This window comes from Paraburkholderia sp. Tr-20389 (assembly GCF_017104565.1).
Taxonomy (GTDB): domain Bacteria; phylum Pseudomonadota; class Gammaproteobacteria; order Burkholderiales; family Burkholderiaceae; genus Paraburkholderia.
This window is the reverse complement of the sequence record NZ_JAAGPD010000064.1, coordinates 13,299-25,546: the sequence shown is the minus strand read 5'-3', so window position 1 is coordinate 25,546 and position 12,248 is coordinate 13,299. Positions and strand designations below refer to the sequence as shown.

Here is a 12,248-nt window from a genome sequence, read left to right as displayed (position 1 = left end):
ACGAGGTCGACGACAACATGACGATAAACGGGCACCAGGAGACAGCCGAACATCAATCCGCCGTCGCACGCGCGACGCCCGGCAAGGCGATGCCGGCCTATGAGCAGATCAAGCGCTATGTGATCGCGCGCATCGAAGAGGGCGTATGGAAGCCGGGCGGGCTGATTCCATCGGAAGCGGAGCTGGTGAAGGAATTCGGCGTGGCGCGCATGACGGTGTCGCGCGCACTGCGCGAACTGACGACGGAACGCGTGCTCACACGCGTACAAGGTTCGGGCACCTATGTCGCGCCGCGACGCTATGAATCGACGGTCCTCGAAATCCGCAATATCGCCGATGAAATCGCCGCGCGCGGTCATCGGCATTCGGCGCGCGTGTTGACGCTCGAATCGAGCGACGATCCGCTCGCGCTCGATGCGCTGGCGCTCGTCAAAGGGCCCGTGTTCCATTCGCGCATCGTGCACAACGAAGAGAACGAGCCGATCCAGTACGAAGACCGCTATGTGAATCCGCGCGTGTTTCCCGACTATCTGAATCAGGATTTCACGGTCGAAACGCCGAATCATTACATGGTGCGCCTCGCGCCCATCCAGCGCGCGGAGTTTCGCATCTACGCGCAAAAGCCGAACGCGCATGTGCGCCGTCATCTGATGATGGAGATCGGCGAACCGTGCCTGATGCTGCAACGCCGGACATGGGTCGGCGAGCATGTCGCGACGTCGGTGCAGTTGTGGCACCCGGCCTCGCGCTTTCATCTGGCGGGGAACGTCTAGCGTATGCTTCGCTAGCCTTGGCGTTGCGATGTATCCGGCGCGAATCGGCAGCCGAGCCGATAGCGCGTGCCAGGATGCACGAAGCGCGCGAACGTCACTGCGACGCCGCTCGTCCACGTGCGGCGCATCAGCGTGAGACATGGCTCCTCTGGTGCGATCTGCAGGAGTTCGGCTTCGGCGCGGCCCGGCAGGCCGGCGTCGACCACATGCTCGACATCGTGTGCGGGCACGACGCTGAACAGATATTCCGAAGGACGTATCGTCGAAAAGTCCTGGTCGATGAAATCCGGCGCGATGGCCGGATTCACGTAACGGTCTTCGAGCTGCACGGGCAAGCCGTTCTCGCGATGCACGCAGATCACATGAAACACCGACGCGCCCGGTGGCAGTCCTAATGCATTCGACACATTGACGGGCGCGACCTCGCGCTGCAACAGCACCGCCTGATAGCTGTATTCATGGCCGCGCGAGCGAATCTCGTCGCCGATATGCGCGATCATCAGCAACGTGGACTGCGGCTTGGTTTCGGCGACGAACGTGCCGACACCCGATACGCGCGTCAACAGCCCTTCGTTCGTGAGTTCGCGCAATGCGCGGTTCACTGTCATCCGCGATACGCCGAGCGATTCGACCAGATCGAGTTCCGAGGGAATGCGATCGCCTGCGCGTCGTTCGCCCGATTCGATCGTGTTGCGGATGTATTGTTTGACTTGCTCGTAGCGTGCGGCGGGTGGTTGCGGATCGGACGCGTCAGTGGTCGTCTGGCGCACATTCGGCCCGCGCGGCTTGCGCGTTTTCGCAAGCGCTCGCGTGCGTGGCTTGTCGCGGATGACGGGGGCGGGCATCGGCGCGCGGCGTCAGTCGAGGCGGGCGCTCATACTGGGTCCGCGCTGTCCGCGCCGCGCGACCAGAACGCGTTGCGGTCGAAGTAGTTTTGCAGGAACTGGCGCAGACGCGGCTGGTTGGCGTCGTGAAAGACGTCGTGCGGCTTGCCTTGCACAGCGATGCGTCCCTGATCGATGAACACCACTTTGTCCGCGACCTGCGCAGCGAAACCCATTTCATGCGTGACCACGGCCATCGTCATGCCGTCGCGCGCAAGCTGCTTCATCACTTGCAGCACTTCGCCGACGAGTTCGGGGTCGAGCGCGGAGGTCGGCTCGTCGAACAGCATGATGTGCGGCTCCATCGCGAGCGCGCGTGCAATCGCGACGCGCTGCTGCTGACCGCCCGAGAGTTTGGCCGGATACGCATCGCCCTTGTGCGCGAGACCGACCGTTTCGAGCATCGCGTTGGCGCGCTGCTTCGCTTCGTCGCGCGACAGATTCCGCACGCGCAGCAGCGCTTCCATCACGTTGCCGAGCGCCGTCATATGCGGCCAAAGGTTGAACTGCTGAAACACCATGCCGACGTTGCGGCGCACGCGGTTGATCTCGCCCTGCGACGCGCGCACGCGTGTGCCGTTGCGCTCCGTATAGCCGAGCAGTTCGCCTTCGATGCGCACGTCGCCCTGATCGTAGGTCTCCAGCGCGGCGAGGCAGCGCAGCAGTGTGCTCTTGCCCGAGCCCGACGGTCCGATGATGCAGACCACTTCCGAGCGGTCGATGTCGAGATCGACGCCGCGCAGCACGTCGACGTCGCCGAAGCGCTTGCGCAGATCGCGCACTTCGATCAGCGGTGTGCGGCCGGATTGCATCGAGCCGAGAGTAGAAGAGGCGGGCATGTCGACGGGTGCATTCATGATGATTTCCGGTCACGCTTGCGGTTGACGTTCGACCCTCAGGCCATGAAGCGGGCGATGCGCGCTTCCGCCCACATGCCGGCGCGCGACGTGAGTTCGACGAGCGCGAGATAGCACACGCACAGCACCAGCAGCGTTTCGACGAACGCGAAGGTGGCCGAGCCGATGCCCGTCAGGACGAAGGTCAGTTCGGGCACGGTGACGATCGACAGCACCGCGGTTTCCTTGCTGAGCACGATGATCAGGTTCGTGAGGGCAGGCACGATCAGCACCAGCATCTGCGGCACCTGGATGCGCAGCACCGCTTGCCAGCGCGTGAGGCCAAGGCACGATGCCGCTTCGAGATGGCCGCGCGGGATCGATTGAAAGCCGGAGCGGAATGCTTCCGCGAAGTAGGCGCTGCCGTACAGACCGAGGCCGAGCACGCCTGCCGTCAGCGGTTCGAGGGTGAGGCCGATGGACGGGCCGCCGTAGTAGAGCAAGAAGAGCTGCACGAGAAATGGCGTGCCGCGAAACAGTTCGATATACACGCGCAGGATGCCGCGCACCCAGCGCCCGCAAAAGAGTTGCAGCACGGCGATCAGGAAGCCGATCAGAAGGCCGATTGCGACGCCGGCGACCCACGTGCCGAGCGTGGTCGCGAGACCGGCTGCGATCGGTTGCAGGTTGTGCGTGATGACGGTGGGATCGAGTTGTTGCATCGTGCCGTCCTCAGGTATGCATCAACCGATGCTCGGCGGCATGCGCAACGAGTGCGAGCGTGCCGCAGATCACGAAGTAGATCAGACCCGCCGCGAGATACGCTTCGAGCGGCCGATAGGTGCTGGCCGCGATGTTCTGTGCCGTGCGCGTGATCTCGGCCACGCCGACTACCGAAATCAGCGACGACGCCTTGATCAGCAACACCATTTCGTTGACGAGCGACGGCAGCGTCATCCGGAACGCTTGCGGCACCTGGATGCGCCGCAGCATGTCGAGGGGAGACAGGCCGAGCATGCGGGCCGCCTCCATCTGTCCCGGCGGGATGTTCATAAAGCCGCCGCGCAGAATCTCCGCGATATACGACGCGGAGCACAGCGATACCGCGCTGATCGCGGCGACGATGGGCGACACGTTGATGCCGACGAACGGCAGCAGGTAATAGACCAGCAGCAGTTGCACGAGCATCGGCACGCCGCGAAAGAAGAACACATAGGCGCCGCCGAAGCGTTGCGCAATCGCATTCGACGACAGCCGCGCCGAGCACACGCCGATGCCGACGAAGAAGCCGATCACGAGCCCCGTCAGCGAAATGCCGATGGTCGCGAGCGCGGCTTGCAGCAGCAGCGGAAAACCTTGAGCGAAAACGTGGGCGCTGAACATGGCCTGTTGCCTGCAAAAGAGGACATGTAGACGGCGCGCTACGCAAACGAAATTTGCGCAGCCGCCGCACGATTCAGGGCATCAGTAGTTGGGTGTCGGCATCGTGGTGGGCGCGTCCATCGCCACGCCGAACCATTTCTTCTGCAAGGCCGCGAGACGGCCGTCGCTGTGCATTTTCACGAGAGCGGCATTGAATGCGTCGGCGAGCGGCTTGCTGTCGGCGTCCTTGCGCAGGCAGTACGCGAAGTACACCTTCGCGCCGAACGGCGGCGTGACGACGGCGAACGTTTCGGGACGCTGCTTCGCGACATACGCGATGTTCGTCATCGAGTTGGCGACGGCAGCGATGCGGCCCGCCGCGAGGTCCGCATACGCCTGGTTGTTGTCGACGTATTCGCGCACTTCGGGCTGCTTCGGCAGCGTCGCGATGTAGGCTTTCAGCTGGTCGAGCTGTGCGGAGCCCTTGCCCGCGCCCACCGTCTTGCCGACGATATCCGACGACTGCTTGATGGAGGTATCGTTCGCGCGCTTGAGCAGCGCGTCGGTGGCATCGGCGACGGGCAGTGTGTACGTATAGCGCTCCATGCGCGCCTTCGTCACCGTGAGCGGACCGCCCACCATGTCGAACTTGCCCGCTTCGAGGCCGGGCAGTACGCTTGGCCAGGGCAAATCGATGAAGCGCACCTTCACGCCGAGTTCTTTGCCGACTTCGGCAAACAGGTCTTTATTGAAGCCTGCCTGCTGGCCGTTCTCGAGAAAGTCGAACGGCGCAAACTGCATCTCCGTGCCGACGACGAGTTCGCCCGCTTTCTTGACCTTCGCGAGTTGGTCTTCCGCGTGTGCGCTGACGCTGGCAACCGAAGCGGCGGCACAGAACGCCACCATCGCGAGACGACACTTCCAGCCTGCAAAGATACCCATTGAGATTCTCCCGTTGGCAAAGCGGTGTCGCGCTCGACATGGCGGGGGCGCGAGTCATGCGAGGCAGTATATACCGCTGCTTTTGCGCGAAAAAAATAATCGCATGCTGTCAAACCCTAATGTTGCGGGCGTTCCTTCCGCAGAAGAATGATCTCGAGTGCGCGCAACTTGCGATTGCGCTTTTGGCGGTATATACAACGTGAAACTCTCGTTTGTTCGCGTGCGCCGCAGTGCGCGTGCATGGAATCATCAGGTCAATCGTTCGCCATGAAGGAGTCTCGCGATGTCGGCACTGAGTGCAGCAACCACGCGCATACCTGTCATTGATCTTGCGGGCGTACGCAGCGGCGACCGCGATGCGCTCGCGCGGGCGGGCCGCGAGATACGCGACGCCTGCACGACCATCGGCTTCTTCTACATCGTCAATCATGGCGTGCCGCAAGCGGCGATCGATCGTGCGGAACAGGCGGCGCGGAAGTTCTTTGCTTTTCCCGTCGAGACGAAACGGCGTGCGGCTGTGAATCAGCGGCATCGCGGCTTCAATGCACTGGGCGACGCGACGATGTATCAGGCAAAGCGTCCCGACTACAAGGAGTTCTACAGCATCGGCCTCGAATTGCCCGAGAACGATCCCGATGTGCTGGCAGGGCAGGCGCTGCGCGGGCCGAACAACTGGCCCGATTTCATGCCCGAATTGCAGCCCGCGCTGTACGGCTATTACGAGGAAGTGGGCGCGTGCGGCGCGGATCTGTTGCGCGCAGTGGCGACGGGCCTCGGCGTGAGCGAGGATTTTTTCGCGTCGCGCTACACGAAGCGCATGCAGCGCACGCAGATGGTCTACTATCCGCCGCAGCCGCCGCAATCCGATGAAGAGCAGTTTGGCGTTGCCCCGCATACCGACTACGGCTGCATCACGCTGTTGTGGCAGGATCGCGTGGGCGGCCTGCAGGTGCGCGAGATCGCGAACGATACATGGATCGAGGCGCCGCCCATCGAAGGCAGCTTCGTCGTGAATGTCGGCGACCTGCTGGCGCGCTGGACCAATGATCGCTTCCGTTCGACGCTGCATCGCGTGATCAACGCATCGGGCCGCGAGCGCTATTCGATCGCGACGTTCTACGATCCGACGTACACATCCGCCGTCGATCCGCGCGATCTGGGCACGGCGGATGCCGACTGCAAGTACGAACCCGTCGCGGCGGGCGACTATATCCTGGGCCGCATCAACAGTTCGATGGGTTACCGGAAGAAGCTCGCGGCGGCGCAAGGCACGACATAAGGAACCGCATGACAGTGAACCAAGGGGCAACGCTTGCGTCGACATTGGCCGCGTTGCGCGAAGCATTGGGCGACGACGCCGTGCGTGTCGGCGATGAAATCGGCGAACGCTCGATGACGGACTGGACACGCCACGAGCCGACGCGTCCCGCCGCATTGCTGCTGCCGCGCACGACCGAGCAGGTCGCACGCGCCCTGATGATCTGCAACGACGCTCGCCAGAGCGTGGTGCCGCAAGGCGGCATGACGGGGCTCGCGGGCGGTTCGATCCCGCGCGCGACGGATATCGCGTTGTCGCTGGACCGTCTTGCAGGCGTCGAGGAAATCGACAGCGCTGCGGCGACCATCACGGTGCGCGCCGGCACGACGTTGCAGGCCGCGCAGGAAGCGGCGGCGCAAGCGGGCTTCGAACTCGCGCTCGATCTCGGCGCGCGCGGCTCATGCCAGATCGGCGGCAATCTCGCGACGAATGCTGGCGGCAATCGCGTGATTCAATCGGGCACGGCGCGCGATCAGGTGCTCGGTCTCGAAGTCGTGCTGGCGAATGGCGCCGTGCTGAGTTCGCTGAACAAGATGGTGAAGAACAACACCGGCTACGACCTCAAGCACTGGTTCATCGGTTCGGAGGGGACGCTCGGCGTGATCACGCGCGCCGTGCTGAAGTTGCAGCCGCAGCGTGCATCGCGGCATACGGCGCTGGTGGCGCTGGGCGATTACGAGCAGGCCGTGAATCTGCTGCGCAGGCTGTCGACGCGCTTCGGCAACGACATCGGCGCGTTCGAAATCATGTGGCCTGACTTCTTCGATTTCGGCGTGATGCTGACGGGCGCGCGTTCGCCGTTCGGCGAAGCGCATCCGTTGTACGCGTTGATCGAACATGCGAGCTTCGATGCCGATGACAACGGCTCGCGCTTTTCTGGCGTGCTCACCGAAGCACTCGACGAGACCGCGATCCGCGATGCCGTGATCGCGCAGTCGGTTGCCGATACGCGCGCACTGTGGGCGATCCGCGAATGTACGGCGGAGTTCCCCGTCAAGCTCGATCCGATCAATTTCGACGTCAGCTTGCCGATCGGCGAGATCGGTGCGTTCGTGGATCGTTGCCGCGCGGCGCTCGATCGCAGATGGCCGGGTAACGAGTCGTACTTCTTCGGCCATATCGGCGATTCGAATCTGCACGTGACCACTGACGGGCATTCCGTCCCCGGCGTCGATCATCACGACGTGTATGCGCTCGTCTACGAATTGCTCGCGCCGTTGCGCGGTTCGGTCTCGGCGGAACATGGCATCGGCTCGCTCAAGCGCGAGTTCCTGCCCGTGTCGCGCTCGCCGGAAGAACTGGCGGTCATGAAGGCGATCAAGCATGCGCTCGATCCGAACGGCATCCTGAATCCGGGCAAATTGTTCTAGTTGTCGTGTACCTGAGTTCGTCATGAATGCCGCAGCATTCATGACGAACTGTCACTGCATTCAGTGCGCGTCCAGATGCCTGACGATGGTCGGAAATACATCGAGTGCCGCGCGCTTGCCGAACACGCAATCGATGTGTCCGTAGCCTTTGATCAGATGCCGCTCGTAGTTGTCGGCCCCAAAGCGTTCGACGAGCAGGTCGTAAGTCATTTCCGTGCTGGTCGGCAGATAGCAGAGATTTTCCGTCCCGTGAATGAATGCAATGGGCAGCTTCATGCCGTCGAGGTTCGGCAAATAGACATCGTCGCCATTCGCATCCACCACATGCCCCGCGCGCACCATCGCCGCGAGCTGATTGAACAGCTCGACATCGTGAATGCCGAATAGCTCCTGCAAATTCGCGTGCAGTTGTTCGTCGAGCTGCGCGTGCTCATACAGCAGCCCATACAGGAACGTCGCGCGATGACACACCGGGCTGCTGCACGATTCGTCGTGCCCGACGGGGAAGTACTTCAGCGCTTCGTCGAGCAGATTGTGCGGCCACTTTTCGTGCTGCGTATAAGCGGTCATGTCCTTGATGCCGAGATGCTGGAGTATCTGCGGCGTGTGCAATCCCGCCTTGATCCGCTGCAACAGTCCCGGCACGGGATGCGCGGAGACTTGCGACAGCACGGCGGAGCGCACGCCCTTGAGCCCCGACATCAGCGACATGCTGAACGCCAGCGCGCCCAGGCAATGGCCGAATACCTGGATCTGATCGGCGCCCGTCAGTTCGCGCACTTTCGCGACGGCGGCGGGAATGTCGTAGCGCGCGATGTCGTCGGCCGTGGTGCGCTCGGTGGCGCTCGGCAGTTCGATGCTTACGCGTAGATCGACGAGCCACACGTCGTAGTGCGCGGCGCACAGGAACTCGACGAGATTCGTGCCGATGAGGTCCGTCGAAAAGATGCGGCTCGACACGCCCGAGCCGTGAATCAGCAACAACGGCCCTTTGTCGCCGCCGTGATAGCGCGCCAGCCGCAGCGTCTTGCCGTCCTCGGTTTCGAAGTAGGTGATCTGCGGCACGGGCGCGCGCAGCGTGCGGCGCACGCGCGGCGGCGCATCGGGGTCGAAGTATTGCAATGGTGCCGCGACACCGCCGTATTCCGTGTAGAGCACGCCCGCAAAGAAGCGGCCGAACTTCAGCGTGTACGCAAGGCGCGTTTCGAGGTCGGGCGCGTTCGTGACTTCGAGCGTGCGTTGCTGCTTGAGGAAGTTCTCCGGCGTGATGATCAGCGTCGCGTGGCCGATCACGGGCGCGTCATCGGCGGCGGACTCGCGCACCTTTGCGTAAAGCGTATTGGTCTGCGTCCATAACTCCGTCAGCGACGTGTGCGTGATGATCTTCTGACCCGTCAGATAGAAGTGCTTGCCGTCGACGGTATCGAGTGTCATCCGGTAGTTCATGTTGCGCCGGTCGACATTCGTTTCGTCGACGACGAACAGGTTGAAGATGCCGTCGTTCACGGTCATCGGCTGGGGCGACAGCGCGGTGCACGTCAGCGTGCCGATCATATGCGCCTGATGCTCGCGGTTCGCGAGCATGTCGTCGAGATCGTCGGACACGACGGTCACGGTGAAGCTGATGGGCGTGCCTTCCGCGCGGTCGTCCTGCTGGCCTTCGGGCTTGACGTCGCCCGCGTAGTACGTGCCGATCATCGTCTCGGTGAAGCGCAGACCGATCTTCGGCGCGGGCGGCGGTGCCGTGTTGCCCAACGAGTCATAGTCGATCTGCCAGCCGCGCAACTGCGCAAGCTGCGCGCAGTTGCGCTCGGCGAGCGCCGAGATCGTCAGCAGCGGATTCACGCCGAGCGAGAGCGGCACCACGGCGCCGTCCATCACGTACAGCCCCTCGTGCACCGCATTGCCGTCCACACCGGAAAACACACGGCCCGCCTGATCGACGACGCCGTGTGCCGCATCGTCCGACATCCCGCAGCCGCCCAGCGGATGCACGGTGACGGTGCGGTTCTGGAACATGTCGCTGGAAATGGGATTGCGCACGTACGAGCCGCCCAGCGCACTGGTGGCTTCGATCAAGGTCTTTTCGACGGTTTCGTAGATCGGCTGCTTGCCCGCATTCGGCCAGCTTACGCGCGGCCGGCCGCTTTCGACCGTGATCTGGCCGCTTTCGTCGTCGTGCGCCATCACGAGCCATGTCTGCGTGTTGCGCATCGCGCCGTGATACGGTCCGCGCAGGATGCTTTCGGCGATGCGCGCTTCGTCCGCGAGCGGCGGATCGCCGTCGGGGTCCGGCATCTCGACGCCTTCGGCGGGCGCCGCGACGCCGAGCACGCCCATCAGGCCGAGGCCGATCGGCGAGGCGATCGAGCCTTCTTCGATCACGAAGCCGTCTTTCACATTCGGCGTGTCGCGATGGTCGATGATGCCCGCGATGCACGGTCCGACGGGCGGAATGTCGCCCGGCGGATGCGTGCCCCAGCCGACGCCGTTGATCACCTTGTCGGTGTTGAACGCGAAGGCGAGCACGTCGCCGTTGCCCGTGAAGTGCTGGCCGAGTTGCTTTGACACGGGCAAGCCGGCTTCCGCGGAGCGCAGCAGGATCGCCGTCGAGCCGAGCGTGCCCGCCGAGAGAATCACGATATCGGCCGTCACGAACATTTCCGGTGCGTCGTAGAGTTCGCGCTTCAGGTCGGCGGGCTGATAGCGCACGCACCAGACGCCTTGCTTCTCGTCGCGCACCACCGAATGCACGGCCGCACCCGTGAAGATCTGCGCGCCATGCGCGGCGGCATCGGGCAGATAGTTCATGTGCGTCGAGTTTTTCGCGCCGTGATTGCAGCCCGAGTTGCAGTCGCCGCAGCCGGTGCAGCGGTTCTGGTCGACGCCCGCCGCATTCTTGCCGTCCTTGAACGTCACGGTGATGGGCGGACGGTAGAAGCGGTTGCTCATGTCGAGCCGTTTCGCGGACAGCGCGAGCGCGTCGAGTTTCGGCAGATCCGGATAGTCGTCGGGGACGGGCGTCGCGCCGAGCATCTTCGTGGCGCGTGCATAGCACACGTCGAGAGTCGCCTGGTCCGCGCGTACGGCGGCGGGCCAGCGCGGGTCGTCCCACAGGCGTGGGTCGGGCTTGAGCGCGACGTTCGCATTGATCAGCGAGGTGCCGCCGAGTCCGCAGCCGACCACGACGTTCACGTCCGGGTTCACATGCACTTCGAGCAGCGCGAGCGGCGAGCCGATCTGCGCGACGCCCGTGTTGTACTGCACCTGCGCGACGCCTTCGAGTTGCGTGGCGGGGAAGTCGCCCGCCATGAATTCGCGGCCGCGTTCCAGCAGGCACACGCTGCGTTTCGCACGCGCCATGCGGCTCGCGGCAATCGCGCCGCCATAGCCGGAACCCACCACCACCACCTCGTAATGGTCCTTCATCGCCGCAAGGGCGCTGGACAAGCGGTTCATTCGACCACCTCTCTTATAGGGGATGTGCGCCAGGCGGGGGGCATCCCGGCGACGAAGACGGCTCACTGCGCGCAGCCTATTTATCCTGGACGCCGCGCAGCGAAATGCAAAGGGAAAACGCGCGTTTAGCCGCGTGATTCAAAAAGTGCCGCGAAGGCCGGCGCGAAAGCGCCCGTGCGGACGGGCGATTGTCGCGCGGAACGATGAAATGCAGAGGGCTTGCAGGCAGACTCGTTCAAGACGCCGAACGAGTCTGCCGGATTGTCAAATGTCAAATGTCAAACAGCGGAGATCAAGGATGAACTCAGGCGGCTGCTTCGATCAGCTCTTCGTTATCGGGCGAGGTGGCCGCTTCTGTCGCTTCTGCTGCGAGCAGGTTGAAGATCACGAGAATCGCGTCGCGATTTTCGGCGTCGATTTCAATGCCCAGGTCGTCGCGCAGCCATTGACCGATCTTCGTGTTGGAAAACTGCGCGGCGTCGTCCGTCTTCTTCATGGTGACACCGAGTTTGACGGCGCGATAGTGATAGGAGGGCACCCGATGCTGCGCGGCCACCGCCGACAGACCGCCTTTCGCTTCCGAGCACCAGCCGAGGCTGCCCGCCAGCACGATACGCTCGGGCGAATCGAGCGAAGCAATGAAGTCGCGCGCGGCCTGGCGCACACGGCGCTCGCTCAGGCCGTATTGCAGCAGCACGCTTTCGACGGGATCTTCGAGCGCCTGCGCCCGCAGATCGATTTCCTGCATCATGCCTTCGTGTTCCATCGACACGTTGCGCTGATGGCTCGCGCTGCGCAGGCAGTCGATCAGATAACGGCGGAAGTAGGCACAGATCGCGTAGCTGTTGGACGGCGCGCTTTCCGGCGTCGCCTTCGATTCGACGTGTCCGGGCGCAAGGCGCAGCACCTTCGTATAGATGAACTGATGCACGAGCTCTTCCTTGTCTTCGCCGAGCGCGTGCAATTCGAGCGGGTGGTAGGTGCGCAACGCGCGCTTCACGAGGTCGTACATCGACATCATTTCGTCGTCCGTGAGCTGCGTGCGGCGGCGCCACAACTCGGGAAGAACGGCGTCATCGAGAGTGCGTGCGAAATCCTGGCTCGGAACTGCGCCCATGAAGGCCTCCATCGGTAAGGGGCAAGGCGCGCGGTAGGGGCGGGGGAATCCGCCAATGGAGCCTCGACAAACAGGCGTAAATGAAGTCTTGAAACTGAACCTTCAGAGGCTGTCGGCCGCGCTTGATCGTTGAATCGTCGAATCGTTGAAACCAGTATGCTTTTTGCACGCGGCGCCGCCTATATGG

General features: G+C 63.3%; 10 protein-coding genes. 3 read left to right on the top strand and 7 right to left on the bottom strand.

Features of this window, described 5'->3' with window-relative positions:
• The first annotated feature begins 17 nt into the window (after window positions 1-17).
• Entirely contained in the window at window positions 18-773 is a 756-nt protein-coding gene (gene hutC, locus G3N95_RS36860) for a histidine utilization repressor (protein WP_205975004.1), read from the top strand.
• Between the two features lie 11 nt (window positions 774-784).
• Here hutC (G3N95_RS36860) and hutC (G3N95_RS36855) read toward each other — a convergent pair whose 3' ends face one another.
• From hutC (G3N95_RS36855) to G3N95_RS36835, 5 genes are all read right to left on the bottom strand, one after another.
• Complete coding sequence (hutC, locus tag G3N95_RS36855; RefSeq protein ID WP_241019161.1) at window positions 785-1,618, bottom strand: histidine utilization repressor; 834 nt, start codon at window positions 1,616-1,618, stop codon at window positions 785-787.
• A 29-nt stretch (window positions 1,619-1,647) separates the two neighbouring features.
• A complete protein-coding gene (locus G3N95_RS36850) occupies window positions 1,648-2,514 on the bottom strand; it encodes an amino acid ABC transporter ATP-binding protein (RefSeq protein WP_277398063.1) in 867 nt (288 codons plus the stop codon).
• 38 nt (window positions 2,515-2,552) lie between these two features.
• On the bottom strand, window positions 2,553-3,215 hold the full coding sequence (locus G3N95_RS36845) for an amino acid ABC transporter permease (protein WP_205975003.1): 663 nt from the start codon (window positions 3,213-3,215) through the stop codon (window positions 2,553-2,555).
• 10 nt (window positions 3,216-3,225) lie between these two features.
• Window positions 3,226-3,876, bottom strand: coding sequence for an amino acid ABC transporter permease (locus G3N95_RS36840; RefSeq protein WP_205975002.1), 651 nt, complete (start codon window positions 3,874-3,876; stop codon window positions 3,226-3,228).
• Between the two features lie 81 nt (window positions 3,877-3,957).
• Window positions 3,958-4,797: a transporter substrate-binding domain-containing protein gene (locus tag G3N95_RS36835; protein WP_205975001.1), complete on the bottom strand. Its 840-nt coding sequence runs from the start codon at window positions 4,795-4,797 to the stop codon at window positions 3,958-3,960.
• A gap of 283 nt (window positions 4,798-5,080) precedes the next feature.
• Between G3N95_RS36835 and G3N95_RS36830 the strand changes: the two genes are divergently transcribed.
• Together G3N95_RS36830 and G3N95_RS36825 are read left to right on the top strand one after the other, a co-directional pair.
• Complete coding sequence (locus G3N95_RS36830; RefSeq protein ID WP_205975000.1) at window positions 5,081-6,076, top strand: isopenicillin N synthase family oxygenase; 996 nt, start codon at window positions 5,081-5,083, stop codon at window positions 6,074-6,076.
• A gap of 8 nt (window positions 6,077-6,084) precedes the next feature.
• Window positions 6,085-7,485, top strand: coding sequence for an FAD-binding oxidoreductase (locus G3N95_RS36825; RefSeq protein WP_205974999.1), 1,401 nt, complete (start codon window positions 6,085-6,087; stop codon window positions 7,483-7,485).
• Window positions 7,486-7,545: 60 nt separating this feature from the next.
• Here the strand turns inward: G3N95_RS36825 and G3N95_RS36820 are convergent, their stop codons facing one another.
• Entirely contained in the window at window positions 7,546-10,944 is a 3,399-nt protein-coding gene (locus tag G3N95_RS36820) for an alpha/beta fold hydrolase (RefSeq protein ID WP_205974998.1), read from the bottom strand.
• A 304-nt stretch (window positions 10,945-11,248) separates the two neighbouring features.
• On the bottom strand, window positions 11,249-12,061 hold the full coding sequence (locus G3N95_RS36815) for a hypothetical protein (protein WP_205974997.1): 813 nt from the start codon (window positions 12,059-12,061) through the stop codon (window positions 11,249-11,251).
• Window positions 12,062-12,248 lie beyond the last annotated feature (187 nt).